Annotated in this window: 25 protein-coding genes; 11 read left to right on the top strand and 14 right to left on the bottom strand. The window is 36.5% G+C overall.

The window, feature by feature from the left end:
* Positions 1-68: 68 nt before the first annotated feature.
* The 6 genes from VL047_RS12150 to VL047_RS12125 are packed head-to-tail and all read right to left on the bottom strand — an operon-like array spanning position 69 to position 5,953.
* The gene (locus VL047_RS12150) at positions 69-848 is read right to left on the bottom strand and encodes a DUF4292 domain-containing protein (RefSeq protein WP_325360931.1); all 780 of its coding nucleotides are present in this window, start codon (positions 846-848) and stop codon (positions 69-71) included.
* Positions 838-2,544 (bottom strand): tetratricopeptide repeat protein, encoded by a 1,707-nt coding sequence (locus VL047_RS12145; protein ID WP_325360929.1) that lies wholly within the window; start codon positions 2,542-2,544, stop codon positions 838-840. The genes VL047_RS12150 and VL047_RS12145 overlap by 11 nt, the downstream gene beginning before the upstream one ends.
* A gap of 4 nt (positions 2,545-2,548) precedes the next feature.
* Positions 2,549-2,986 (bottom strand): dUTP diphosphatase, encoded by a 438-nt coding sequence (dut, locus tag VL047_RS12140; RefSeq protein ID WP_325360928.1) that lies wholly within the window; start codon positions 2,984-2,986, stop codon positions 2,549-2,551.
* Complete coding sequence (locus VL047_RS12135; protein WP_325360926.1) at positions 2,976-4,481, bottom strand: lipopolysaccharide biosynthesis protein; 1,506 nt, start codon at positions 4,479-4,481, stop codon at positions 2,976-2,978. Before VL047_RS12135 ends, dut begins: the two co-directional genes overlap by 11 nt.
* A 20-nt stretch (positions 4,482-4,501) precedes the next feature.
* Entirely contained in the window at positions 4,502-4,774 is a 273-nt protein-coding gene (locus tag VL047_RS12130) for an acylphosphatase (protein WP_325360924.1), read from the bottom strand.
* Between the two features lie 3 nt (positions 4,775-4,777).
* Positions 4,778-5,953, bottom strand: coding sequence for an amidohydrolase family protein (locus tag VL047_RS12125; protein ID WP_325360922.1), 1,176 nt, complete (start codon positions 5,951-5,953; stop codon positions 4,778-4,780).
* A 135-nt stretch (positions 5,954-6,088) separates the two neighbouring features.
* On the opposite strand from VL047_RS12125, the gene rlmN reads away from it, so the two are divergent.
* The 3 genes from rlmN to VL047_RS12110 all read left to right on the top strand — a co-directional run bounded on the left by rlmN (position 6,089) and on the right by VL047_RS12110 (position 9,036).
* The gene (gene rlmN, locus VL047_RS12120; protein WP_325360920.1) at positions 6,089-7,141 is read left to right on the top strand and encodes a 23S rRNA (adenine(2503)-C(2))-methyltransferase RlmN; all 1,053 of its coding nucleotides are present in this window, start codon (positions 6,089-6,091) and stop codon (positions 7,139-7,141) included.
* Between the two features lie 10 nt (positions 7,142-7,151).
* Positions 7,152-7,847, top strand: a complete 696-nt coding sequence (locus tag VL047_RS12115; RefSeq protein WP_325360918.1) for a ComF family protein — start codon at positions 7,152-7,154, stop codon at positions 7,845-7,847.
* Between the two features lie 235 nt (positions 7,848-8,082).
* Complete coding sequence (locus VL047_RS12110; RefSeq protein ID WP_325360916.1) at positions 8,083-9,036, top strand: carboxypeptidase-like regulatory domain-containing protein; 954 nt, start codon at positions 8,083-8,085, stop codon at positions 9,034-9,036.
* Between the two features lie 20 nt (positions 9,037-9,056).
* Here VL047_RS12110 and VL047_RS12105 read toward each other — a convergent pair whose 3' ends face one another.
* On the bottom strand, positions 9,057-10,127 hold the full coding sequence (locus tag VL047_RS12105) for an aldose epimerase family protein (protein WP_325360914.1): 1,071 nt from the start codon (positions 10,125-10,127) through the stop codon (positions 9,057-9,059).
* Between the two features lie 215 nt (positions 10,128-10,342).
* Here VL047_RS12105 and VL047_RS12100 point away from each other — a divergent pair, with 215 nt between their 5' ends.
* Genes VL047_RS12100 through VL047_RS12090 form a run of 3 tightly spaced genes read left to right on the top strand, consistent with a single transcriptional unit; the run spans position 10,343 to position 13,720 of the window.
* Positions 10,343-10,711, top strand: coding sequence for a PadR family transcriptional regulator (locus VL047_RS12100; RefSeq protein ID WP_325361278.1), 369 nt, complete (start codon positions 10,343-10,345; stop codon positions 10,709-10,711).
* Between the two features lie 9 nt (positions 10,712-10,720).
* Positions 10,721-12,379 carry a PspC domain-containing protein gene (locus tag VL047_RS12095; protein WP_325360912.1) on the top strand — a complete coding sequence of 553 codons (1,659 nt, stop codon included), beginning with the start codon at positions 10,721-10,723 and terminating at the stop codon, positions 12,377-12,379.
* A 39-nt stretch (positions 12,380-12,418) separates the two neighbouring features.
* Positions 12,419-13,720 (top strand): UDP-N-acetylmuramoyl-tripeptide--D-alanyl-D-alanine ligase, encoded by a 1,302-nt coding sequence (locus VL047_RS12090; RefSeq protein ID WP_325360910.1) that lies wholly within the window; start codon positions 12,419-12,421, stop codon positions 13,718-13,720.
* 71 nt (positions 13,721-13,791) lie between these two features.
* Here the strand turns inward: VL047_RS12090 and pyk are convergent, their stop codons facing one another.
* On the bottom strand, positions 13,792-15,219 hold the full coding sequence (gene pyk / locus VL047_RS12085; RefSeq protein ID WP_325360908.1) for a pyruvate kinase: 1,428 nt from the start codon (positions 15,217-15,219) through the stop codon (positions 13,792-13,794).
* A gap of 98 nt (positions 15,220-15,317) precedes the next feature.
* On the bottom strand, positions 15,318-15,737 hold the full coding sequence (locus VL047_RS12080) for an IPExxxVDY family protein (protein ID WP_132223530.1): 420 nt from the start codon (positions 15,735-15,737) through the stop codon (positions 15,318-15,320).
* Between the two features lie 168 nt (positions 15,738-15,905).
* Between VL047_RS12080 and VL047_RS12075 the strand changes: the two genes are divergently transcribed.
* The 3 genes from VL047_RS12075 to rnc are packed head-to-tail and all read left to right on the top strand — an operon-like array spanning position 15,906 to position 18,205.
* Positions 15,906-16,142, top strand: a complete 237-nt coding sequence (locus VL047_RS12075; protein WP_118193557.1) for an acyl carrier protein — start codon at positions 15,906-15,908, stop codon at positions 16,140-16,142.
* 24 nt (positions 16,143-16,166) lie between these two features.
* Positions 16,167-17,420 carry a beta-ketoacyl-ACP synthase II gene (gene fabF, locus VL047_RS12070; protein ID WP_325360902.1) on the top strand — a complete coding sequence of 418 codons (1,254 nt, stop codon included), beginning with the start codon at positions 16,167-16,169 and terminating at the stop codon, positions 17,418-17,420.
* A 50-nt stretch (positions 17,421-17,470) separates the two neighbouring features.
* Positions 17,471-18,205: a ribonuclease III gene (gene rnc / locus VL047_RS12065; RefSeq protein WP_325360900.1), complete on the top strand. Its 735-nt coding sequence runs from the start codon at positions 17,471-17,473 to the stop codon at positions 18,203-18,205.
* On the opposite strand, the gene VL047_RS12060 is transcribed toward rnc, so the two are convergent.
* Complete coding sequence (locus VL047_RS12060) at positions 18,202-19,482, bottom strand: replication-associated recombination protein A (RefSeq protein WP_325360898.1); 1,281 nt, start codon at positions 19,480-19,482, stop codon at positions 18,202-18,204. The genes rnc and VL047_RS12060 overlap by 4 nt on opposite strands.
* A gap of 152 nt (positions 19,483-19,634) precedes the next feature.
* On the opposite strand from VL047_RS12060, the gene VL047_RS12055 reads away from it, so the two are divergent.
* Both VL047_RS12055 and VL047_RS12050 read left to right on the top strand, forming a co-directional pair.
* Positions 19,635-20,627 carry a tetratricopeptide repeat protein gene (locus VL047_RS12055; protein WP_325360896.1) on the top strand — a complete coding sequence of 331 codons (993 nt, stop codon included), beginning with the start codon at positions 19,635-19,637 and terminating at the stop codon, positions 20,625-20,627.
* Between the two features lie 146 nt (positions 20,628-20,773).
* Positions 20,774-22,930 carry a carboxy terminal-processing peptidase gene (locus tag VL047_RS12050; RefSeq protein ID WP_325360894.1) on the top strand — a complete coding sequence of 719 codons (2,157 nt, stop codon included), beginning with the start codon at positions 20,774-20,776 and terminating at the stop codon, positions 22,928-22,930.
* A 44-nt stretch (positions 22,931-22,974) separates the two neighbouring features.
* Here the strand turns inward: VL047_RS12050 and VL047_RS12045 are convergent, their stop codons facing one another.
* From VL047_RS12045 to ric, 4 genes are read right to left on the bottom strand one after another with little or no spacing between them, the layout of a single operon-like run.
* Complete coding sequence (locus tag VL047_RS12045; RefSeq protein ID WP_325360892.1) at positions 22,975-23,301, bottom strand: metal-sulfur cluster assembly factor; 327 nt, start codon at positions 23,299-23,301, stop codon at positions 22,975-22,977.
* A 2-nt stretch (positions 23,302-23,303) separates the two neighbouring features.
* A complete protein-coding gene (locus VL047_RS12040) occupies positions 23,304-24,560 on the bottom strand; it encodes a hypothetical protein (RefSeq protein WP_325360890.1) in 1,257 nt (418 codons plus the stop codon).
* 9 nt (positions 24,561-24,569) lie between these two features.
* Positions 24,570-25,043, bottom strand: a complete 474-nt coding sequence (locus tag VL047_RS12035) for a hemerythrin domain-containing protein (RefSeq protein ID WP_325360888.1) — start codon at positions 25,041-25,043, stop codon at positions 24,570-24,572.
* Positions 25,044-25,083: 40 nt separating this feature from the next.
* Positions 25,084-26,022 (bottom strand): iron-sulfur cluster repair di-iron protein, encoded by a 939-nt coding sequence (gene ric, locus VL047_RS12030; protein ID WP_325360886.1) that lies wholly within the window; start codon positions 26,020-26,022, stop codon positions 25,084-25,086.
* Positions 26,023-26,029: the final 7 nt, after the last annotated feature.

Here is a 26,029-nt window from a genome sequence, read left to right as displayed (position 1 = left end):
TCTCAATGGTATATTCTGTAGCAAAATATTAAAAGCTATTTAGTCTAATCGGCTACGAAGTTAAACATTTATATTTTTTTATAGCGCTCCGGAACAGAGAAGGGAAAACTTAGATCTTGATCTAAGTTTGTATCTTCATATTTCATGGCTGCATCTATGTCCATTTTGGGCGCCTTCAGATTAATATTAACTGTACTTGGAATAGCCTGAGACTGGATATTAGCATAATCTGGATAGCTGAATTGTAAAGTCTGACTCTTGTTACTCTCTGAAAGCTTAGTTTGTAATAAATTATAATCAGCACCCAGATCCATCTCAAATGCCAGATCTTCTAAATTTCCGCTAATTTTAAACTGATTATCCACACCCACAAACGTATTCAATGGATTGCTATAAAAGCTAATACTATTACCAACAAAAAGGCTTTCAAGCTCTTCAAAACTAAGTTCCTTACTCGTAAAATTATAAATATAATCAAAAGGCTTGTCTACATATGTTCCTTGCAAACGATTAATAATCTGGATACGATCAGGGGTGATCATAATCCGAGCTGCCTCAATGCCTAAGAATACATTTGCCGATATCCAAATTATCTCATTATGCTTAATGCGAATATTCAATGTTGCATTAAAGCTTTTATTATCTAAAGAAAGCTGTGTTCTTGCCTTTGTGCTAAAGGTATTAAATACCAGTTCACTATTCGCAACACCACTAAGTAAATCTTTTTTCGCATTTCTGGATAATTCCTTAACCGTCCCACCCGACGTGCTCACCACGCGTTTAGCAGAACAAGCTGATAGAAATAAAAGCAAAATCACTCCGGCTATTATCTTTTTATTAATCCACATATGTTTTTTCTTTTATTTTCTGATGAAGTTTTTCGTTACTTTCTGCGTCTGGAAACTGCCCTGCTTTTTTCCAAAAATCCAATGCCTCTTTTTGATTTCCTAATTTATATAAGATATCACCTTTATGCTCCATTAAAGTAGAAGAGGGTTCATCTGCTAAATTAATTGCCTTGTCAATCCAAACCAGAGCTTCCTTATAATTCTCCTGTTGAAATAGAACCCAGGCATAAGTGTCCTGAAAAGACGCATTATCGGGGTTAATCTCATTTGCCTTTTTTGACATAGAAGCTGCTTTCGATAAGCCCTCTTTTCTTAACGCTAAATAATAGGCAAAATTATTTAACACATAGGTATTGTTACTATCTAATTTTAAAGCCTCTTCGTAAGCAACGTTTGAAGTAGCATCCATTTTAAGTGCATGGTATGTATCTCCCAGGCTGCTGTAAATTTGCACCATCAAATTAGAGTTATCCGGGTTAGCCCTATTAAGAGCCTCTTCCAGAAAAGACCGGGCCACTGCATATTTTTGATCTAATAAATGAGCATAACCAGTATATAAAAGAATCATAGCATTATTCGGAAATAAGTCAACCGCTTCCAATCCATGCTTTTGCGCATCTTCCAATTTATTCATGGATACCTCCAGTTGCAGAAGTTGTTCCCAGATAAAGTCTAAAGTTTTATTAAGACCCAAAGCCTTTATAAAAGCAGCATGCGCCTCCGCGTATTTTCCCGATTGCAACATGATATCGCCGTATACTGCTTGAGCGTCTGCTTGCTGGGGGTGGCTTTTAACCAACGTTTTACTTAATTCCACCGCAATACGCGATGAGGTTGCCTCATCGTATTCCTGAAGTATATTATAAATAGTACGAATCTTAACAGCAATAGGTAAAGATTCATTTACAAATGATTTCTTTAACTCAACAAAAACCTCGTCATTCATATCCAAGCTATGGTAGGCATCTGCTTTCGTAAGAGGGATATAAGCCTCATTGGGAAATTTGCTCTCGGCTTTATCAAGTATTTTCAAGGCATCCTTCGGTTCTCCAATATCCAAATAAAGATTTGCCATCATTAAATACGGATTGCTTTCTTCCGGCTTAAAAGCAAGGTAGGCTTTAGCCTCCGCAATTGCTTTTTTCGTATTATCCTGACGCATATAAATATCTTTCCGAGCCGCGAAAAGTCGATCGTCTACACCGAATTTCTTTTCAATCTGATTGTAAAGATCCAATGCTGCTTCAAATTTCTCAGCGAGTGATAAGGTAAAGGCCTTATCATAATAAAATGCCGGACTATCCGGTTTTAACTCAATAAGTGTATCAAAAACCTTAAGGAGCTCATCGTAGCTTTCGGTAGCTTTATAAATATCGGCTAATGCTATCCAATTATTTTCATTCTCCGGCTGAAGTTTGATAAGTCGCTTCGCCAAACTCTCTGCTCCATCATAATTGCGCTGAGCAAAATAAATACGCATTAAATCAAGGTTCGCTTTTAGATGTGTACTATCTAAAGAAACGACTTGTTCAAGTAGATTCTGCCCGGTATTGATATCCCTATTCTCTAAACTTTTAACTGCCTGTAAATAGATATCCTGCGCTTTCGGACTAACAGTTGTTTGTGCCGAAGCAGAATTCCCAATAAGCAAAATTGGTATAGCTACTACTAATAAAAGAATGCGTATTGTCCTCATTTCATTAAATTACTCCGGTATGTCCATATCCACCGGCACCACGTACTGTATCAGAAAGTTCAGTCGCTTCTTCCCAGTCAATTTGTTCATGCTGAGCAATAATCATTTGTGCAATGCGCTCTCCGTGAACTACCTCAAAAGGCTGATCCGAAAGATTGATCAATAGCACTTTGATCTCTCCACGGTAATCAGCATCAATTGTTCCGGGAGAATTTAATACGGTTATCCCATGTTTATAGGCTAAACCACTTCTGGGGCGAATTTGCGCCTCAAAGCCCATAGGAAGTTCAATATATAAACCTGTAGAAATCAATACTCTTTGCAAAGGCTTCAATACAACATTTCCTTCAGACAAATTTGCTCTCAGGTCCATCCCTGCAGAAGCCTCAGTCTGATAGTTAGGGAGCTCATGTCCTGATTTATTTATTACTTTAATGATCATCTTTTTTAACAATAAGTTTTATGAGTTGTTTTCTTTCCACTAAGAAAGCAATAATTATAAATATAAAGAATAAAGCATTCCCTATAAACAAGTTTCGATTAAAAATACTGAAAGAAAGCCAGCTTATTAAAGCTGCAGCTACGATATAGCTCATATTTTTTTTAGTATGATAGGGAATGGGATAATTTCTCTGTCCCAAAAAATAAGATAGAACCATCATCGTAAAATAAGCTAGCATAGTAATCCAAGCCGATGCCACATAGCTGTATTTTGGTATAAAGATAATATTCAACACAATAGTCAGAATAGCGCCCACACCGGATATATACAGACCATATTTAGTCTGATCTGAAAGCTTATACCAAATAGACAGATTCATATAGATACCCAAGAATATATAACCCATTAAAAGAACCGGAACTACGGGTAGACCCGACCAATACTGTGCTTGCTGTATCGCATCCCCACCTTTAATAAAAAACTTAAGTATCTCAATATTAGCAACCAAAGCAACCACCGCCAAACTAATGGCAACGACAAAATAGTCCATAATAATTGCATAGGTCTTTCTTGCATTGGGATTTTTAGCGTGGCTAAAGAAAAAAGGTTCGGCTCCTAACCGAAATGCCTGAATAAAAATACTCAGGAATATGGCAATCTTCGAACAGGCACCATAAATTCCTAAGTCACGCTCTCCTATATCAATGGGAAGCAGCTTGGTTAAAAATATCTTATCCAAGTTCTCATTGATAATAAAAGAAAGATTGGCAACTAAGATGGGCAAGGAATACCATAACATTTCCTTCATCAATTTCTTATTCGCCTGTAGTTTCAGCTTAGATATTTCCGGAATTAAAAGTATCAAAGTAACCATGCTTGCAATCAGGTTAGCTAAAAACACATAGCCAATCCACTTAGGTCGCAACCATCCACTAAGCCATTCAGCACCCGGAAGATTATTTTTTATTATAAATGGAAATACAAGAATGAGCAGAACGGTAAAAAACACATAAATTAAAATATTTGCCAACTTTATCAAACCAAAGCGCAAAGGCTTTTCCTGAGCGCGTAACTGCGCAAAAGGAATAACAGCCAATGCATCTGCGGTTAAAATAAATGCAAAGTAATAGATATAAATAGTACGTTCCGGACCCTTTTCAGCAAATAACCAATAGGAGATATCGCCAGCAAATAATAATGTTCCAACAATAAAAACGACTGAGGTTAATACTATAAAAAAGAAGGTTGTATTATAAACTCGCTCTTTATTGTCTTCATGCTTTTGCAGGTAACGAAAAAAGGTGGTTTCCATCCCGAAAGCCAGAATAGCATTTAAAATGGCTGCCCAACTATAAAGATTGGTTAAGATTCCATAAACAGAAGTGGGATAAACCTTAACGAGTATTGGTGTTAGAACAAAGTTAAGTAATCGAGCAATTACGGTACTAAGTCCATAAATCAGGGTTTGTCCGGCAAATTTCTTTAATGTAGACAAGCTTTAAGGTTTGAGATTATCTATTTCTTTATAACCTCAAAGTTACGATAGTTTTTGAGTTCAGATTCACTTTGCACAACATTTTCAACGACTGCATTTTCAGGTCCTTCCTTGCACCAATCCAGAAAACTATCAATCGCATAAGGACTTCCTTCTGCCTCAGCATATACTGTTCCATCAGGCATATTTTTAATAATTCCTTTTATGCCAAGCAGATCGGCAACTGCTTTAGTAGATACACGAAAGGATACACGCTGTACTTTGCCGGAAATCACAATATCTAAATGCTTCATCTTTTAATTAAGTTTAACAACGGCCGATTCCTCAGTCAAATTTAAGCCTTCTGTTTTTGTAAGCAAATTTAATCCCGGCTTTTTACCAACCTCTAAACTGCCATACATAGCATCAATACCTAAATACTTTGCACCATTTAAGGTAGCCCACTCAATACTCTTTTCAAGTGGCAAATGTGAAAAATGTGCTAAAAGAGTTTGTATTTCAGACAAGATGCAGAGTTTATCGTTCGAAGCAAGGCTATCTGTTCCAAGTACGATCGGCAGTCTCGAACTCATAAATAAATCAATCTTTGGCAGTCGATCTTCGATATACAGATTGGCATTCGGACATAAACACCAGGTAACATCCCTTTTATAGCGTTCAACAAAATTAATATCTTTAAAAGTAGTATACGTGTTATGCACCAATAAGATATGTTGTGATTGAGGAAGTAACGGAAGTACCGAACGCAAAGAATTTCGCGCCTGCGCTTTAAAAAAATCAATATTCTTATTCAGAAAAGCATAAAAATCTAAGAAATCGCCCGTTTTATAACGGAAGAACTTATTTTCCTCCTCAGATTCCTGATTATGAATGCTTAATAAATGTCTATCCTTATCTTCAAGTACTCGTATATATCGAAATAACTCTTTGGAAACTGAGTAAGGAGCATGGGGAGTAACAGAACTCGGCAAGGGAGAAAACTCTTCACACAATTCAACACCTTTTTTAAAAGCATCTTTCGCAATTTCGGGCTCAAAGCCAAATATTTCTGAAAAGGTATGATAATATATCTTACTGCTAAGTTTCCTCTCCCGTGTATGAATGGTATTAGCAATATCTGCCACCGCAACAATTCCCGCATTATACATCGCTTCATCTGCCTTTTCTATTTCATCGGTGATCAAATCCAAGGTATATTTCGGGCCTCTTGCAACGGCCTTTATAAACTCGATCAAACCCGTCTTCTTAGCAATTTTACCATGTAGGTGGGATAATTCTAAATGGCAATGGCAATTTATAAAGCCCGGTACAATAATGCCTTCATACTTCTCAACAGAGCTATCTTCAGGAACATCATGCTCATCCGAAAGAATGTTAACGATCTCGTCCTTATTATCTAAAACGATAATCCCATTCTTCAGAGGAGCCGAATTTACAGGGATAAGATAATCAGCAGATATATACCTAAACATTTAACGCCATTATTAAATAATAATTCAATTTATTACGAAATTAGCAATTTAATACTCTAAATGAAATACACAAGCTAAATAAGGCACTTCTTTATTTATTTATAATGTTAATAGAAAAGCCGTAACTTTGCCGAAGTGGATAAAATTAATAAAAAATTAGACATTCGTTCTCTGAGCCTCAACGAATTAAAGAATCAACTGGAGAGCTTGGGCGAAAAGTCCTTTAGAGCCAAACAAATCTATGAATGGCTTTGGGAAAAGTCGTGTACCGACTTCGATGAGATGAGCAACCTGAGCAAATCTCTTCGTGAAGTGCTAAAAGAGAAATTCTGCATAAATGCTGTAAAGATTAATACATCCCAGCTTAGTGAAGATAGAACTATTAAGAACGCATTCAAATTATACGATTCTAATATCATTGAAGGAGTATTAATTCCAACAACCGAAAGAATGACCGCTTGCGTCAGCTCTCAGGTTGGTTGTAGTTTGTCCTGTAAATTCTGTGCTACAGGATATATGGATAGAAAGAGGAATGTTAATGCCGATGAGATTTACGATCAAGTAGTTTTAATTAACCGTCAGGCGGAAGAAAATTATAAAAAACCGCTTACTAATATCGTTTATATGGGTATGGGTGAGCCGCTACTGAATTACTCCAATGTATTGCGATCCATTGACCGGATTACTGCACCTGATGGATTAAATATTGCATCCCGCCGAATAACTGTTTCAACGGCTGGTATTGCTAAAATGATTAAAAAGCTGGGAGATGATGAAGTTCGATTCAATTTAGCTCTCTCTCTTCATGCTGCTAATGATAAGAAGCGGAATAAAATTATGCCCATCAATGAGCAGAATACGCTGGAAGCTTTGGCCGAAGCCTTAAAATATTATTACGCTAAAACCAACAATCCGGTTACTTACGAATACATTGTTTTCAATGACTTTAACGACGAACTAAGCGATGCCGCCGAACTTGCAGCTTTCTGTAAGCATGTACCTTGTAAGGTTAATATCATTGAATATAACCCAATCTCTTTTGCGAGTTATACAAATGCCAACGTAGATAAAGTAGAAGTATTTGCAGAATTCTTACGTAAGAAAGGTATTAATACCTATGTTAGGAAAAGTCGCGGGAAAGATATTGACGCTGCCTGCGGACAACTAGCTGTTAAGGAAAAAGCCTAATTATTGATTTATGCAATTCGTTCAGTTTGTAAGAGACGCTTTTGCGCTCTTATTTCCCGAGCTATGTGCTGCCTGCAACCAATCCCTCGTACATCAGGAGAGATGCCTCTGTACTCATTGCATTTATAATTTACCAATTACTCATTTTTATTTAGATAAGGACAATTTAGCGGCCCGACAATTAATGGGACATGCAGCTATTGAAGAGGTTGACTCCTTTCTATATTTCAGTTCAGGCTCCAGTATTCAAAGAATCATCCATCAGATTAAATATAAAAATGGCTATCCAACCGCCGAATTTCTGGGTGAACTATATGGTCTGCAATTAAAAGAAACGTCCATTTTTGAATCGTGTGATCTGATTATTCCTGTTCCACTTCATAAAAAACGTTTACGATCAAGAGGTTATAATCAAAGTGATTATTTCGCGAAAGGCTTAAGTAAAATCATAAATATCCCAACAGATTGCAAGAACTTGATTCGAGCATCCCACAATGAAAGCCAAACCAACAAAAGCCGTTCTCAACGCTTCGAGAATGTTAAAGACATTTTCAAATTAAACCATCCTGAATCTCTAACCGATAAGCATATTTTACTGGTGGATGATGTGTTAACCACAGGTGCAACTCTGGAAGCTTGCTCAGCCGCACTTTTAAAAATTCCTGGTGTAAAAGTCAGCATTGCCACCTTGGCTTTCACAAAATAACCCCTCTAAAACTTATAATACTATTCATCGGATTTCGCACGAATCTTCAAGGGACCTTCTAGGGACTTTAAAGGGATTTGCCCCTATGAAGTCCCTAGAAAGTCCCTAGGAAGTCCGAAGAATATCCCTTTAATTATTGTTCAATAATCATACAATTTATAGCGAAGTAACTTTCAAGTAAGATATAACGGCACGGATTAAACTTATCAGGAAATTTCAACATGCTTGTTAAAGTATGTTAAAACACGAGTATTTAGAGGCTTATTTATTAGGTTCGGGTTTTAATTGCAAAGAAGATACCCTAAACCTAACACAAACTATGACACTTTATCTTAATATGAAAGTTCCACGCATGCTTAATTATATTACGTTGATTTTTCTACTTGGCACCTTAAGTTTTCAAGCGAAAGCACAGGAAAAAACAATTAAAGGCAAAGTTTATGATGATCATGGGAATGTTCTATCATGGGTGAATATTGGCATAAGAAATATGGATGTGGGTACCGTTTCCAAAGAGGACGGAAGCTTTCAGCTTTTGATTCCTGATAGTCTTAAGGATAAATCTTTAACGTTCAGCTTTGTAGGTTTTGAAGAAAACGTAATCCCTGTTAAAAAATTAAACCCTTCTATGAATATGGAGGTTGTTTTGCATGAGAAGACTACTGAACTTCAGGAAGTTACAATTACCAATAAAGAACTTAAACCAAAAACTCTGGGGACAAAACTATATGCACCTTTACTTTGGTTTAATCTGACGGTCAGAGAGCAGGAAGGTTATCTGGAGCCGGCAAAATTAATCAAGATTAAAGAACCGGCTAAACTGCTCAACGCTAACATACGGGTTGCAGGTAATAAGAAAAGCAAAGATTCCATAACATTCCGATTAAACATCTACAAAATAGAAGATGGTTTGCCGGAAGATCGCTTAATAGAAAAGAACATCATTAAAACCTTCCCGCTTTCAACCAAGTTGCTCACGTTCGATTTGAAAGATGAAGATATTATCTTGAATGAAGATTGTGCGATAGCATTTGAGTACATCCCGAAGAACACTGAAAACCCAATACCACTTTATAGTTTCAGAGCAGTTTTGGGATCAACGGATGCTTTTATCAGAAGCTTTAGTACTGGCAAATGGTATCCCATTGATACGGGAAGTCTATCGCTTTTTCTAGAAGTACTTCAGTAATTACTTTAAAACTCTAGCCGTTATTTTACAACATTAAATCGATAACGGGTTTCAGAGCTAAATACATCGCCAACTTTGAGTAAACTGCTAGGGAAAGACTGCTGATTAGGAGCGTCTGGGAATGCTTGTGTTTCTAAACAAAAGGCTCCGTGTTTATGATACAGTTTCCCACTTTTCCCGGTATCATTCCCGGCAAGGAAATTACCGGTGTAGAGCTGTATACCTGGCTGATCGGTATAAACCTCCATCTGGATACCGGTTAAGGGTGATAAGATATAAGCTACAGGTTTTTCCAATTGTTGGGTAGCGTTGTTTAAAACGTAGTTATGATCAAATCCGTCTGCAGCTCGTACTTGTTCATCGTCTTTGACAATCTGTTCTTGGATGGATTTTTCAGACAGGAAGTCGAAGGCGCTATCTTTACATGGCCGTAATTCACCTGTTGGAATCTGAACAGAATCGACTGGTAAATAACTATCGGCATCGATGAATAACCGATGATTGTATATTGGTTCATTTCCCTCACCATTCAAATTGAAGTAAGTATGGTTGGTTAAATTAATAACTGTGTCTTTATCTGCGTGAGCGCGATAATGAATCCTCAATTCATTATCATCGGTTAAAGAATACTGAACAACAACTGTCAAGGTTCCTGGAAATCCATCTTCTCCATCTGGCGATACCAGATGGAAATCAACCTGATGCCTGTTATTTACTCGACGAGACCAAACACGATCATGAAATCCAACTGTGCCTCCATGCAATGCATTTGTACCATTATTGGCTTCAAGTTGATAGGAATTTTCGCCAATCTTAAATTTAGCATTTGCAATACGATTGGCGAAACGACCGATTGTGGCACCGTGATATCGTTCATTTGAATTAACATATTTGTCAATATGATCGTAACCTAATGCTACGTCTACCTTGTTACCGTCTTTATCGGGCACTAATATGCTCACTACCCTTGCTCCAAAATCGCTTAATGCTACTTTCATACCTCGCTTATTTTCCAAAACGACAAGATGAGACTTCGAGTTTTCAAACCATTTCTCAAAGTTCTGCTCCGAGGGAAGGGTATAATTATTCATTCAAAATTAATTTAAATAGGTTGTTGAATTAGTTAATTGACTTAGGTGCTAAAGTTATCAAAAAAGAATATGATAGAGAAAAACAGGTAGCTGATTTATAATTTAAAAAATTCATTGAAAATTATCTCGCTGTTTATCAGTCCTTTATAAAATATTTTGCCTATACATACAACTATGTATTGCATACTACCGTCCTAAACCTATATCTTTGTAATATGATTGCTGAAAATACCCAAACCCAAATGAGGAAAGGAATACTTGATTACTGTATTCTTTCAATAATTTCGCAGGGCGAGATTTATGCCTCAGATATTCTGAGTGAGCTCAAGAAAGCTCGCTTATTAGTAGTCGAAGGCACGCTGTATCCGCTACTTACCCGTCTAAAGAACAATGGTTTGCTCAGTTACAACTGGCGCGAGTCGACCTCAGGCCCTCCAAGAAAGTACTATGAAATTACACCTGCTGGGCTCGATGTACTCAATAAGCTTGATAAAACTTGGAATGAACTGGCCTTTGCAGTCGATACGGCAATGGAACACCGTAGAAATAAATCAACAACAGAAAATCCTTTAACAGAACAATAGCTAAATATCATGAATAAGACAATTATTATAAACATCAACGGTATCATCTTCCATATTGAAGAAGATGCATATGAGGTACTGCAAACCTACATGACGGCGGTAAAAAGACATTTTGGCTATTCTCCTGATAGCAATGAAATTGTAAGCGATATAGAGAACCGTATTGCAGAAATGTTTAGCGAACGCATTAACCAGCAAAAAGCCGTTATCACCATGCAGGATGTTACGGAAGTAACGGCACAAATGGGAGATATCAGTGATTTTGAAGAGTTTGGTGAAGAGGGCGAAGAAAACAGCGATTCTTCTTACCACTATCAAACTTATAGTGGTAGCCGTACCTTATTTCGTGATCCAGACGATAAGGTAATTGGAGGTGTGTGTTCGGGCTTAGGGCATTATTTTGATATCGAAGCGAAATGGATACGCGTAGCATTTATCCTATTATTTGTATTGGGAGGATCAGGCTTTCTGCTATACATTATTCTATGGATATTAACACCTTTAGCACGAACTCGTGCAGATAAAATGTCGATGAGAGGCGAAGAAGCAAACCTGCATAATTTTAAACGAAATTTCGATGAAGAGATGGAGGGTCTTCGGAAAAATTTTTCCGAGGCCGGTCAAAGAATAAAACCCGGCCTAAGAAATACCGCTAGAAGAACAGGCGATGCTGTTGGAGGATTCGTAAATATCATTGTAAAAATCATCGGGATATTAGTAATTATTATTTCGATTATAATAATGATTGGTGCTCTCATAGCTTTACTTGGCTTCTTAGGCAGTCCGGGCAATAGTTTCTTTATTGATAATATTCAACCCACTCGCTTTATAGATCCTGCCTATTATACACTTTTTGTTTGGCTTGTATTTTTAGCTATTTTCATTCCTTTGCTGTCTCTGATCATGCTTTCTATACGAATCATTACAGGATCTAGGATTAATAAATACTTCGGTTATTCGTTATTAATTGTTTGGATAGCATCGGTAGGTTTCTTAGCTTATTACGGCTCGCTTATGGGCATGGACCATTCTATTGATAGTTCTGTAGTAGAAACGACTCCATTAGTGCCCGAAAAGGTATATCATCTTTCCATAAATGATGTGAGAAGCGTAGCTCAACAACGCGATTCAGTTTATAAAAACGGACAAACATACTCTAATCGGATTATTATGAAACGAAGCGGGTCATTCATGGATGTTCGTCCGAGAATCTACATTAATAGATTAATTAATGGAGAAACAGCTAACATATCAAAAGAATATAGCGCAGTAGGAAGAAACTTTGACATTGCGAGTAAGCGTGCACAAAACATGACCTATCATATTAAGCAAGATAGTACAGAACTGTCCTTTGATAGCCATGCTTTAATAGGGGCAAACGATTTATATCGTGATCAGGAAATACGGGTAGATCTGAATATACCGGTTGGTACTCGTTTAATTATTGATAATGAAGTGCGGTACCGTCTTTATAACGTTTCTTTCGACAAATTTAATGATGCTTTTGATGATATGCCAACGCCTGAACAAAGTGAATGGGTTATGACAGATAATGGTCTTGAATATATCTCAGATAGACCAGGACAAGTTGGTTTGGGCAGTGCAGATTCTAGTACCGTTCTCACAGATTCAATAAACCTTAAAATCGATACGACTTTAAAAAAATAGAATTACTTTTACCAGCATAATAGTAATTCTACACTAGCTATGCATTTGAATGAGATTTACAAGGTTTATTTAAGACATCCTATTATATCGACTGACACAAGGAAGATTGAGAAAAACTCAATCTTCCTTGCATTAAAGGGGAGTAACTTTAACGGAAATGAATTTGCAGATAAGGCTCTTGAATTGGGTGCTGCTTATGCAATCATCGATGAAGTCTCTTATAAAAAAGATGATCGTTTTATTTTAGTTCAAGACGTTCTCAGCAGCTTGCAAGAGCTGGCAAAGCATCATCGCGATCAACTTACTATTCCTATTATAGGTATTACAGGATCTAACGGTAAAACTACCAGTAAAGAATTAATACAGGCCGTTTTAAAACAGAAATTCAACGTTTTTGCTACTAAAGGAAACCTGAACAATCACATAGGTGTGCCTTTATCTATTCTTTCGATCAACAAGAAAACGGAGATCGCAGTAATAGAAATGGGTGCAAACCACCAGCAAGAAATCGCCTTTCTATGTACTATTGCCAAGCCAGGATATGGCCTGATAACCAATGTAGGGAAAGCTCATCTGGAAGGTTTTGGAGGTTATGAAGGAGTGAAAAAAGCAAAAGGAGAGCTTTACGCCTGGTTGTCTGAAAATGCAGGGACTCTATTTCTCCAGAAAGATAATCGGGAATTGGTGACAATGGCAAATGCATTTAGATTTAAAGAGATTATCAGCTATGGCTTCAATCCTCAGCATTCCATTTCAGGCAGATTGGTAGAGGATAATCCGCTTTTAGGCTTAGAGTGGACTTTCAATCATGAAAAAACTGTGGTTACAAGTCAGCTAACAGGGTCTTATAACGCTGAAAACATATTGGCAGCAATTGCAATTGGAGTTTATTTTGGATTAAATGGGAATGAAATTAATACCGGTATCGCAAATTATCATCCTGAAAACAATCGCTCTCAAATTATACAAAGTAAGAAGAATACGATTATTTGCGATTATTATAATGCAAATGTTAGCAGCATGGAAGCCGCCTTGCAGAATATTAGCTCCATCAAAACACCTTTAAAAAAGACTCTTATTCTTGGAGATATGTTTGAACTGGGTAAAGAGTCTTTGAAAGAACACAGACTTCTGGTTGAGAAAGCTTTATTACTAAAGGATTGTGACTGCATTTTTATAGGAAAAGACTTTTACGAGTTAAAAAATGATAAAGCTGCATTCTATAAAACAACCGACGAAGCCGTAGATGCCTTAAGAAAGGAAGCTTTAGAAGGCCGGCTTATATTACTAAAGGCTTCACGGGGTATGACCTTTGAAAAGATTTTAGCAGTTATTGAATAAGCACTTGATATTACATAAAGAAAAGCCCGACAAGATTTGATCTTGCCGGGCTTTTTATGTTTTAAATAGGATTAAATAATCGCTACTTTAATCATATTTGTCTTTCCCTTATTCTCAATTGGAATAGAAGCTGTATTAACTACTAATTCTCCTGTTTTTAAAAGACCTTTTTCCTTTAGAATACCATTCACATCTTTAATGCTGTTATCAGTACTTTCAAAGCTATCATAGAAGAATCCGCTTACACCCCAAACAATACTTAACGTATTTAATAGAGATGGTTTGTTTGTAAAGATGTAAATATCAGCATCTGGTCTATGGCTTGAAATCTCAAAGGCCGTATAGCCGGAAGATGTCATTGCAGCAATTGCTTTCGCACCTGTTTTCTGAGTAAGGAATACAGAAGATGCACAGATATGATCAGAAACAAGTGTTTCAGAATCAAAGCTGCTTTTCTTTTCTGCGAAATAAGGATAGGATGTTTTCTCTACATGGGTGATTACCTTAGACATTGTTTCGATTACAATCTCCGGAAACTCCCCTACAGATGTTTCACCACTTAACATTACCGCATCAGCACCATCCAATACAGAGTTAGCTACGTCATTAACTTCTGCACGTGTTGGACGAGGAGTTGTTATCATGCTTTCAAGCATTTGAGTGGCAATAACAACTGGTTTAGCTGCATCTCGGCATTTCTTAACAATCATTTTTTGCAAAACAGGAACTTCTTCCATTGGCATTTCTACTCCCAGGTCTCCTCTTGCAACCATAATAGCATCAGAAGCAGCAATAATCTCATCGATATTAGCAATGGCTTCTGGTTTTTCTATTTTAGCAATAATCCTTGCTGTTTTATTTTGTGTAGCAATATGATCTCTAAGTCGTACAATATCTGCAGCTGAACGCACAAATGACATGGCAACCCACTCTACATCATAAGAGAGAGCAAAGTTTACGTTATCAATGTCTTCATCTGTTAAGCTTGGAATGGAGATTTTAGTGTTTGGAAGGTTCACTCCTTTTCTAGAAGTAAGGACGCCTCCATGAACAACTTCACACTCTACAGTATCTTGACGGTTTGAAGAAAGGACTCTCAATTGGATTTTTCCGTCATCTAATAGAATAATTTCATTTGAGGACACATCATTCGGAAAGTTTTCATAAGTGATATAAATATTATTTTCATCACCTATTAATTCTTTGGTTGTAATAGTAACCTTTTTACCATTTAATAATAGGGCACCTCCTTCTTTCATTTTCCCTATCCGGATTTTTGGTCCTTGTAAATCGGCTAAAATTCCGATCGGGACCTGATTTTCCTCGCTAATTTCACGAATTGTTTTAATAGCGATTAAATGATCCTCCTGGCTACCATGAGAAAAATTAAGCCTGCAAACATCTACACCAAGAGCCACCATGTTTGTAAGCGTTATCTTGTTAATAGATGCAGGGCCCAATGTGGCAACTATTTTGGTCCTTTTTTGAACTTTATTCATATACTTATATTCTACGTTTAATGCGGTTTATTGTATTCTTTTATTGAGTTTTTGTCGTTTCTACTGATAGTGTTCTATATACACTTGAAAATAGTGCGCTAAAATACAAGATTTTCTTTGGATTTCAATTTTTGAGGGTCAATTTCTGTTGCGACTACAATATATGGAATTTCATTGAGTGCTTTATAAAAAGCTTTTAAATCTATATCATCAATAAACTCCTTTATAATTAAAAAATAATCTGATCCACGAAGCTCCGGCAGCAAATACCCTGTATCGCAACCCTTATTCCCAATTAAGTAAAATTCCGTTTCTTCAGTGGTATTTATATAGCTATATTTGGGGAAATATAATGAAGTATTATCCCCAATCCAAGTTTCATGGTCTTCCGTTTTACGTAAATCAAGCGATGTTAGCTTATTTATGTAATAACAAAGGCGATAATCTTTTAAGGGACAGGTGATCGCAATTAGTATAAAATTGAGATCGATTTCATATTTTAAAGTAACTTTATTCAACTATCTTTGCGTTTAATTACGAAGGTAGTAAAACAAAATACATTATTAATTGATTAATTAGATAATATTTCAGACCTATTATTTTTGTTAAAACGTAAAAAGGTTTGATATGTGATTTAATTTATTTTTCTTTGCATTTGATTTATTAAACATTAAACCATAAAAATCATGTCTGATATCGCTTCAAGAGTAAAAGCAATTATCGTTGAAAAATTAGGTGTTGACGAAAACGAAGTTACACCAGAGGCTTCCTTCACTAATGATTTAGGAGCGGATTCATTAGATACCGTAGAACTAATCATGGAATTCGAAAAAGAGTTCAACGTAGCAATCCCTGATGACCAAGCTGAAACTATCAGCACGGTTGGTCAAGCGGTGACCTATTTAGAAAAGAATGTAAAATAACTAATTTAATTAAGCCAAAGATACATGGAGCTTAAAAGAGTAGTTGTAACTGGGCTCGGCGCGCTTACCCCTATTGGGAATACTGTTCCAGAATACTGGGACAGTCTTGTCAAAGGAGTAAGCGGGGCCGCTCCAATCACTCGATTTGATGCAAGTAAATTTAAAACGCGCTTTGCCTGCGAAGTAAAAAACTTCAATCCGGAAGATTTTATGGATCGGAAAGAAGCTCGTAAACTTGACCCATTTGTACATTATGCTCTTGCATCAACTGATGAAGCAGTTAAAGATGCCAATCTTGATTTTGACAAATTAGATACCAATCGTATTGGTGTTATTTGGGGATCAGGAATTGGAGGGCTTAAGACATTCTTGGATGAGGTAACCAACTTCGCGAATAGCGATGGAACACCTCGCTTTAATCCTTTCTTTATTCCAAAGATGATTTTGGATATTGCACCCGGACACATTTCTATGAAATACGGTTTGCATGGTCCAAATTTCTCAACTGTTTCGGCCTGTGCTTCCTCAACCAATGCTCTTATTGATTCTCTGAATTATATCCGTTGCGGATATGCAGACGTCATTGTAAGCGGAGGTTCTGAAGCCATTATCAACGAAGCAGGAATAGGTGGGTTTAATGCAATGCATGCTTTATCAACCAGAAATGATGATCCTGCTACTGCATCTCGTCCTTTTGACAAAGACCGCGATGGTTTTGTTGCCGGCGAGGGCTCAGGTACTATTATTCTGGAAAGCCTGGAACACGCGAAAGCACGAGGCGCAAAAATCTATGCTGAACTGAGCGGAGGGGGAATGAGTGCAGATGCACATCATATCACCGCATCTCACCCAGAAGGTTTAGGTGCCAATCTGGCAATGACCAACGCTATGCGAGACGCTCATATATCTACCGATGATATTGATTACATTAATGTACATGGAACATCGACGCCGGTAGGAGATATTAGTGAAACGAAGGCTATTATGGAATTGTTTGGAAAACACGCTTTCGAATTAAACATTAGTTCAACAAAATCTATGACTGGCCATTTATTAGGTGCAGCAGGTGCTGTTGAATCAATGGCTTGTATTCTAGCTATCAAACACGGAATGGTTCCTCCAACCATTAATCATTTCACAGACGATCCAAATTTAGATCCTCGGTTAAACTTTACATTTAATAAAGCTCAGAAGAGAGATATTAAATTTGCACAAAGTAATACCTTTGGATTTGGTGGACATAATGCCTCTGTTATCTTCAAGAAATACGAAGAATAATGACTTCTTTCTGTGGAAATATTTTAACGTATTGATTTTATTAAAGATTAATGCCTATTTCCAGAATTTATAAACTTTATATTTCTCCCGATCGCAAATACGTTCGGAGTTTAAGAAATCTACTGGGTTTTGTTCCTGGAAATGTGCGTCTCTATCGGATGGCATTTCGTCACAAGTCGGTAGCAGTAAGCATTAAGGAGAATGGCAATGCCAAAAACAGCAACGAACGCTTAGAATTCTTGGGTGATGCTATTTTAGGTTCAGTAATTGCCACTTTACTCTTCAAAAAATATCCATATAAAGGCGAAGGTTTCTTAACAGAAATGCGTTCAAAGATTGTGAGCAGAGCTAATCTTAACATCTTAGCTAAGAAGATGGGTCTAAATGAACTCATTGAATATGATACAAAGATGTTCGGATATAATAGACAAAGTTCGTTACTTGGAGATGCTTTCGAAGCATTAATAGGTGCTATCTATTTAGATAAAGGCTATGCAAAAACCCAAAGTTATATTTTAACTCAAATCATCAATCCTTTAGTAGACATCCATCAGCTTGAGAACACTGAAACTAATTTCAAAAGCAGACTAATTGAATGGTGCCAACATAACAATAAGGAGATCCAATTTCAAAAAGTAAAAAACCAGGAGGATGAGGGTTCCAGATTATTTACCGTTGAAGCATTAATAGATGGCGAAGTAAAGGGCGTAGGGCAAGACTATAACAAAAAGAATGCTGAAAAGATTGCTGCCGAGAAAGCATGCGAAGTATTAAAGGTTCTCTAATACTTATATTTATTTTTCCAATTAGCTCGCAATTTCTCTCTTAATTTATTCTCACTCTGATTGTCTCCCGGATCATATAATTTAGTTCCGCTAATTTGTTCCGGAAGGAACTCCTGCTCTATAAAATTCCCGGTATAGGAATGAGAGTACTTATAATCTTTCCCATAACCAATATTCTTCATTAATTTGGTTGGTGCATTTCTTAAATGCAAGGGTACAGGTAAATCGCCAGTTTGCTTTACCAATGTCTGAGCTTCATTAATTGCCATATATGCTGCATTACTTTTGGCGGATGAAGCCAGATAGGTTACCGTTTGTGATAAAATAATCCTTGACTCAGGCCAGCCGATAACAGATACGGCTTGAAAACAATTGTTTGCTAACAACAATGCATTGGGATTAGCATTTCCGATATCTTCAGAAGCTAAAATCAACAGTCTGCGTGCAATAAATTTAGGATCTTCTCCACCTTCAATCATTCGTGCTAACCAATAAACAGCTGCATTCGGATCGCTGCCTCTTATAGATTTGATAAAAGCCGATATAATATCGTAATGCTGCTCTCCCGATTTATCGTATAAAGCAAGGTTCTGTTGAACTAGCTTTAATACCAATTCATTATCGACTGCCTTTGACTGTAGCTCTTCGCTATTAGAAACCAGCTCTAACAAGTTTAAGAGCTTACGGGCATCTCCTCCAGACAAACGAAGTAACGCTTCATATTCCTTGATTTGAATATTTTTGCCCTTTAATACCAGATCTTCTTGAAGTGATGTATTAATTAATTGGATGAGATCTTCTTTCTCAATAGGTTTTAAGATATATACCTGACAACGTGAAAGTAATGCTGAAATCACCTCAAAAGAAGGATTCTCTGTGGTTGCACCAATCAGAGTAACCAAACCCTTTTCTACAGCACCCAGTAGAGAATCTTGCTGCGATTTAGAAAACCGGTGAATCTCATCTATAAATAGAATGGGTTGCTCTCCTCCTGCACTTTGTACAGCTTGAGCCTTATCGATTACCTCTCGAATATCCTTTACACCAGAATTAATTGCACTTAAACTGAAAAACGGTCTGTTTAAAGAATTTGAAATAATAAATGCCAAGGTAGTTTTTCCGACACCTGGAGGTCCCCAGAAAATCATAGAAGGAATGTTCTTATTGCTGATTGCATTCCGAAGTACTGCATTGGGTCCTACCAGATGCTTTTGTCCGATATAATTATCTAAACTACGCGGGCGCATTCGTTCTGCTAAAGGAGGAAGTGTTGCCATCTAAACAAAAATACGTAATTTTATGTGAAATAGATTTCTGATACGATTAATATGCGATGCTTAATTTTAGCATTTTATAGCATAACATTTAATTACGTAGATTTAATTATATTTGTATAACACAAACAAAAAAGATTGATTAATAAGCGAGTATGAGAAAAGTGTTTCAGATCTGTTCATTACTATTTATAATATCTGCTTTATGGACAAATCACACGCTGGCTCAAACCAATGTCAAACACCCCGTAAAATATAATAAAGAATTTTCGGGAATAGGGCCAGAAGTATATATTCTTCCTCCTCCAAAAACAAAGGAAGAAATTTTACAGGATCAATATTTTATAAAGAAGACAGAACAAGTCACACTTTTACAATTAATAGATAAACAGGAGCTATCTGATAGATTAAAAAGGATCAATAATGCGAATCTGCCACTAGGTACTATTAAGTTATTAAATGGAGATTTTGCTGAAGCGAGAGCTTTGTTCCTTAGCAGTCTAAATACCTCTATGTTAGAGAAAGATCTATACAATCAGCAGATTGTTTTGCAGAATCTGGCTATCCTGGAAGAGCAATCGGGAAATCTACAAACATCTTTAGAGTATTATGATGAATTAGTGAGCTTGGCTAAGAAAGCAAAAGACATACAAAGGGAAGGTTTACTTAATTTATCGATCGCATTGCTTCAAGCTAAATTGGGGAATTATTCTGCCGCACATAACTTAATTATTAAAAGAAGTTTTCCTTTACTGCAAAAAGCCAAATATTTTCCAGATGTTGTCAATGCATTAAATACATTGGCAGCTATCAAAGAATCAGAAGAGAAATTCACTGAAGCAAAATGGATTTATCTGCAAGCTATTGATGTAGCAAAGATTTATAAAGATGAAACGGGCTTAGCTCAAAGTTTATTTAATGTTGCTGAATTGAAGACGCGAATTGGTGACAGCATTTTAGCGATTCCAGATTACAAATTAGCTAAAGACTTAGCTATAAAGTATGGTATGCATACTTTACTGGTAGAAATAGAAGATAGCCTGGGAGATGTATATTTAGATTCTGGTAATTATACGGAAGCTGCCCTTGCTTTAAGTTCCTACAATACGTTAAAGTCAGAATTTATTAACAAACAGATTCTATTGTAAAAAAACTATAGCTTAAAGGATATTTGATCTATACTAAAAGAAGTAATTCATTTTTTTTAGTACATTTAATTCCTTTAATTATTAGGTTTTAATTGTCAAAATTGTCTCTATAAAATTAGGACCCGATAAAGGTTATATTTAACAAGATGAGTTATCAATCGTTCCAAGAAATGTTAAAAAAAGTGTTTTTAGCCCTATTTGTGGCTGCGGCGATTTCATGCAGTGCAGGTCCCCGAGTTAATCTTGATGGAGATGGACCGGGAATGCTAAAGCCTGATGCTGCGCAAAGTGTTATTGTCAAGGATTTAGTGGGTTTGTTTGAAACCGTTCATTACAAGAAAGTTCCATTTAATGATTCTCTTTCTTCTGAAATATATGATAAATATATAAAGACGCTTGATGAAGGGAAAAACTATTTTCTTAAAAGCGACATAGACGATTTTGAATCGTATAGAAACGTGATATTAAGTGACTTAAAAGAAGGTGATTTAAGTTCTATGTTTTATATCTTCAATGTTTATCAAAAAAGATATCTTGAACGCCTAAAATATGCAGAGTCTCAGGTTAAAAGTGATTTCGACTTTACAAAAGATGAAAAATATACCTATAACCGCAAAAATGAGGACTGGTTCTCTTCTAAAGATGAAGCCGATGACAGCTGGAGAAAACGTGTAAAATACGATATGCTTACTTTAAAGCTAAGTCGAACAGGTGAGGAAGTTGAAAATAAGCAAAAGAATATTGAGACCTTAACAAAACGTTACGAGAATCTTATTTCACAAGCTGAAAAGACTAACCATAACGATGCCTTCCAAATTATTATGAACGCCTTTACAGGGGCAATCGATCCACATACTAATTACTTTAACCCTAGTTATGCGCAAGCATTTAATGAGGATATGGCTCGAACCTTTGAAGGTATTGGTGCGCGTTTGGTATTAGATAATGAGGTTGTGAAGATAATGGAAATCCTTCCCGGTGGTCCTGCTTTTAGAGATAAATCTTTACAGGTTGATGATCGTATTGTGGGTGTAGCACAAGGAAATGAAGAATTTGTTGACATTATTGGCTGGCGCTTAGACAATGCCGTAGCCAAAATAAAAGGCCCCAAAGGAACTGTTGTCCGTTTAAAGATTATTCCTGCAGGTCAAGAGCTAACATCACCACCTAAGATCATTTCGCTTACAAGAGATAAAATCGTAATGGAGGAGTCTTCTGCGAAGAAGGAAATTAAAATGGTTACAGGAGATGATGGGAAACAATACAAAATTGGCTTGATTAATATTCCCGGATTTTATCTTGACTTCAAAGCTTATAATGCCAAGGATCCAAACTATAAGAGTACAACACGCGATGTGAAACTTATACTGGATACACTTAAGCAAGAAAAGGTAGATGCTGTGTTAATTGACCTAAGAAGCAATGGTGGTGGCTCCTTAATTGAGGCCATTGAACTTACCGGCCTATTTATTGATTCAGGCCCTGTAGTGCAAGTAAGAGACACTCGTAACCGGATAGAGGTTGATGAAGATGAAGAGCCCGGAACGTCTTATGATGGTCCTTTAGGCATTATGATAGACCGTTTTAGTGCTTCTGCCTCTGAGATCTTTGCAGCTGCGATACAAGACTACGGTCGTGGCATTATTCTTGGCACACAAAGCTATGGAAAGGGAACAGTTCAGTCTGCTATCGATATGTCGCGTGTAATTAGCCCGGCTAACCGCTTGCTCTTAAAAGCACAGAATGTAGATAAGCAAGAAGTAGCTCCCGGTGCACCTGAGTTTGGCCAAATCAATATTACAATGGCAAAATTCTATCGAATTAATGGTAGTAGTACGCAACATAAGGGGGTAACGCCTGATATAGAATTCCCAACGGTTTATCCGGCAGATAAATTTGGAGAAAGCTCAGAGCCTGCTGCATTGCCTTGGGATCACATAAACCCTACGAAGTATTCACCTGTAGCAAATCTATCCAGCTTAATAGCTACATTGGAATCAAAGCATGAGACTAGAATGCAAGCCTCTCCTGAATATAAAAATATGCTGGAAGACATTAAGCTTCTAAACGAAAAAGAGAAGGAGACAGAAGTAACCATTCAAGAGGCTAAGCTTAAAAAAGAACGGGATGAGGCGGAAGCCAGGTCAGTCGCTCGAAATAACCTCAGAAGGAATGCGGTTTTAGCTGGGAAGCTTCCTCTTGAAGCAGAGGATAAAGATTTGGATAAAAATCTGAGAGTCGACTTTGTACAAGATGAAAGCTTGAATGTGATGGCTGACATGATACCTCTTATAAAGAAATAAAGGATAAGGATAAAGAGTGATTATAAATCACTCTTTATCCTTTATTAAAAGCCTAACTGCTCACGCCCTGCAGCAGAAACCTTCTCAACCGTCCATTGAGGATCCCAAACAATATCGATATCAACCTCGCGATCAGGAAAATCTTCATTTAAGACGTTCTTAACTCCAAGACTGATTGCATCACCCATTGGACAACCTGGTGTAGTTAATGTCATCGTTATAATTATTTTACCTTCTGAGGCAAAATCAATATCATACACCAAACCTAAATCCATTATATTAACCATCAATTCGGGGTCTAACACACTATACAGACCATCCATCGCTTTATTCTTTTCCTGAAAAAACGGGTCATTAATTTGCAATTCCATTATTATATTGTTTTTTTATGAAAAAACACCTTTGCTACATTAAATACATAAAGCAAGGCTACTACTATCCATATTAAAAGTCCAAACTTGATAATGATAATCTGCTGAAGTAATATGCCTAGAATTAAGATAATAAAAGCCGCAAGAAAGCTCCAGAACTGATAGAACAAAAGCTTCTCAAAATACAAATCTTTTGGAAGAGGTATATTCTTCCTACCATGCACATCTTTATAATGCATATTCCAAATAATAAATGGAAGAGTTTTAAAGGTTTTTCCGAATATAATTGCGCTTATCCAACCCAAAAATATAAATGTTCCATATAAAACACTCCATTGATTACCAGATACCATTAACACAACCGGAATTAATATTAAAGCTATTAACAAAGATACCATTGATATAAATGTATGTCGCATCTGAATGTCAACTTTCTTTTTTAGCCGCTTCTTATATACATCAACTAAAAAAGCCATCCAAAAAAGAATTCCCATTAAAACCAATATATAATAAATATAGACGCGATCAGATGCACCAATAAAGAAGTCGTCAATAAGAAACCCTAGGAGACCAATGTTCTGGAAAACAAAGGCTACCTTAAGCAGTTTCACGTTATTGGACTTCCCAAATAGAAACATGGGAACGAGTTTAGAACTCACCCCTGTAATCAATTGCAAGAACCATCCTGCAAAACCAATATGTGCATGAAGTTTAAGGATTTCCAGGTGATTAGAAGGTATATATGGATAGTAAAGGTTAATTGCTAATAAAACACCGATGATAACGGTAATAAATAACCAGAACGCTGATACTATCAGAAAAATCTTCTGAATATTAAGAGCCGATTTTACCGCAGTTTTAAAAACATTTAGATTATATAATATTACAGCAATCAAAATAAGACACCCTCCTGTAATCATAAAGAAACCAACTTGAAAGAACCAAAAAGAGGCAATCAGAGTTATTGCTCCTATGAGCAGAAACCAGAAGGAAAGAAATGCCAATCTGGAACTATATAGTTCTTCTTCAAATATTACCGGCATAAGTTGATAAGCAGCCCCAAATATAATCATCGTTCCCCAGCCAAGTGCAGCAGTATGCACCAATGCTAACGTATGCGGTTGAAAGAAATGCTCTTTAAAACTGTCGGCAGCGATAAACATAAGAATCGTTAGACCAAGAAAAAAGATTGTACCCGCTCCATAAAATGGAAGGACAGCAGAATTTCTTGGAGACTTTCCGATACCCAATGTTACCATAACGATCTATTATTTCCAGAACTCATCAGCAAATGTATCCTCTGTAATTTCTGGTTGCAATTGTTTTATTTGTTTCCCTATTTCAATAAGCCTAGGTTCATCAATTGCTTTTTCTAAATGAGGAAAGAGTTCCCTTTCTTCAAACCTAACATGGTTATCAACCAAGTCTGCAATTTTTAAAGCCCAAGAAGAAGCCTTCTCTGCATCTGAAGAATTTAATAGACGAACCGTTTCATTAATCTCGTGGTGTTCATCATAAGCTTTTTTAACAAACGCATCGTTGACTGTCCTAAAAAGAACATCCTCTTCTTTAAAATGAGGAAGAAGATGTTCTTTCCAGAAATAATTAATATAATTTTTAATCCGATCAATTTCTGCTTGGTTCTTGAGACCACTTCTAATTTTCCAACAAAACAATAGACAGAAATGATGCTCTTTTGAAAGTTGAACGATATGTTCGCTTCGCTTGATCGGCTTTCCCATAAATACTAATTACAAGGTAATAATAAAGAATAAAATTTCACTATTTCGTTTCTAAAGCAATCGCCTTAGGAAATAAGATATTGTTCTCTAAATGTATGTGTTTAAAAAGGTCGTCCTCAAATTCCTTTAACTTTTCAAATAAATAATTATATGAATTACAAGCATCTGGAGGTAATGTGTATCCATTTGTTATTTTACGTAAATATTTTAAATCATCACCTGCATGATCATGTTCTATATGCATATTGTCAATGATAGATTTGATGGAAGCTTGGCTTGTTGAACCATTATTTTGATTAGCAACCAAAGATTTAATAGCGGGGAAAAGTACTTTTTCTTCCTTATCTAAATGTGACAGCAAATCATTTAATAATGTATTTGCCCGCTCTGCTAAAGATCCCAATTCGGGATGTTGAGCTCCATGACGTTGAGCAACCTTATCAGCTAAACCTAATATTACAGTTGCATTATCACGAACATATTGGTGATGTGTATTGGCAATAAAATCTGCAAGGAAATCCAATTTCCATTTATTATAATCTTGCGAAGCAGATGCAGTTACAGTATCGGCATTTTCCAATTCTTGTCTCAACTGCTCTTCTGAAATCCCAGCCTCCAAACTAGCATCCTTTAGAGATTTTTCTCCTCCACAGCAAAAATCGATTCCAAACTTTTTAAATACTTCAGCCTTACGATAATCTTTAGCGGCAATAGAACCTACTGTTTCAACATTAACTTCCTCTTCAACTTTGTTCTTAGCAATTTTAACTAAATATGTTCGTGGACCTTCTTCCAAATACTCCCAAGTAAAAATCGCTCCCCTTTCTCCCAATAACTGGTAATAAAGTGGCTTAGGATCATGGTCATTATGGATAACGAAGCTTTCACCCGGTTTAAGTGCATCAAAATGTTCAAAAATTGTAGGATGTTTTAATCTAGGTTCGATTTGAGTAACATCCAAAGTTTCAGTAATAATCATGGTGTTT

Source organism: Albibacterium sp. (assembly GCF_035514885.1).
Lineage (GTDB): Bacteria > Bacteroidota > Bacteroidia > Sphingobacteriales > Sphingobacteriaceae > Albibacterium.
This window is presented reverse-complemented; position numbering and strand designations above follow the sequence as displayed.

Bases quoted from the DNA above. Each gene is read 5' to 3' on its own strand.
- VL047_RS12150 (WP_325360931.1), bottom strand. From the start codon at position 848: ATGTGGATTAATAAAAAGATAATAGCCGGAGTGATTTTGCTTTTATTT.
- VL047_RS12145 (WP_325360929.1), bottom strand. From the start codon at position 2,544: ATGAGGACAATACGCATTCTTTTATTAGTAGTAGCTATACCAATTTTG.
- dut (WP_325360928.1), bottom strand. From the start codon at position 2,986: ATGATCATTAAAGTAATAAATAAATCAGGACATGAGCTCCCTAACTAT.
- VL047_RS12130 (WP_325360924.1), bottom strand. From the start codon at position 4,774: ATGAAGCATTTAGATATTGTGATTTCCGGCAAAGTACAGCGTGTATCC.
- VL047_RS12125 (WP_325360922.1), bottom strand. From the start codon at position 5,953: ATGTTTAGGTATATATCTGCTGATTATCTTATCCCTGTAAATTCGGCT.
- VL047_RS12115 (WP_325360918.1), top strand. From the start codon at position 7,152: ATGCAATTCGTTCAGTTTGTAAGAGACGCTTTTGCGCTCTTATTTCCC.
- VL047_RS12110 (WP_325360916.1), top strand. From the start codon at position 8,083: ATGTTAAAACACGAGTATTTAGAGGCTTATTTATTAGGTTCGGGTTTT.
- VL047_RS12105 (WP_325360914.1), bottom strand. From the start codon at position 10,127: ATGAATAATTATACCCTTCCCTCGGAGCAGAACTTTGAGAAATGGTTT.
- VL047_RS12100 (WP_325361278.1), top strand. From the start codon at position 10,343: ATGATTGCTGAAAATACCCAAACCCAAATGAGGAAAGGAATACTTGAT.
- VL047_RS12095 (WP_325360912.1), top strand. From the start codon at position 10,721: ATGAATAAGACAATTATTATAAACATCAACGGTATCATCTTCCATATT.
- VL047_RS12090 (WP_325360910.1), top strand. From the start codon at position 12,419: ATGCATTTGAATGAGATTTACAAGGTTTATTTAAGACATCCTATTATA.
- pyk (WP_325360908.1), bottom strand. From the start codon at position 15,219: ATGAATAAAGTTCAAAAAAGGACCAAAATAGTTGCCACATTGGGCCCT.
- VL047_RS12075 (WP_118193557.1), top strand. From the start codon at position 15,906: ATGTCTGATATCGCTTCAAGAGTAAAAGCAATTATCGTTGAAAAATTA.
- fabF (WP_325360902.1), top strand. From the start codon at position 16,167: ATGGAGCTTAAAAGAGTAGTTGTAACTGGGCTCGGCGCGCTTACCCCT.
- rnc (WP_325360900.1), top strand. From the start codon at position 17,471: ATGCCTATTTCCAGAATTTATAAACTTTATATTTCTCCCGATCGCAAA.
- VL047_RS12060 (WP_325360898.1), bottom strand. From the start codon at position 19,482: ATGGCAACACTTCCTCCTTTAGCAGAACGAATGCGCCCGCGTAGTTTA.
- VL047_RS12055 (WP_325360896.1), top strand. From the start codon at position 19,635: ATGAGAAAAGTGTTTCAGATCTGTTCATTACTATTTATAATATCTGCT.
- VL047_RS12050 (WP_325360894.1), top strand. From the start codon at position 20,774: ATGAGTTATCAATCGTTCCAAGAAATGTTAAAAAAAGTGTTTTTAGCC.
- VL047_RS12045 (WP_325360892.1), bottom strand. From the start codon at position 23,301: ATGGAATTGCAAATTAATGACCCGTTTTTTCAGGAAAAGAATAAAGCG.
- VL047_RS12040 (WP_325360890.1), bottom strand. From the start codon at position 24,560: ATGGTAACATTGGGTATCGGAAAGTCTCCAAGAAATTCTGCTGTCCTT.
- VL047_RS12035 (WP_325360888.1), bottom strand. From the start codon at position 25,043: ATGGGAAAGCCGATCAAGCGAAGCGAACATATCGTTCAACTTTCAAAA.
- ric (WP_325360886.1), bottom strand. From the start codon at position 26,022: ATGATTATTACTGAAACTTTGGATGTTACTCAAATCGAACCTAGATTA.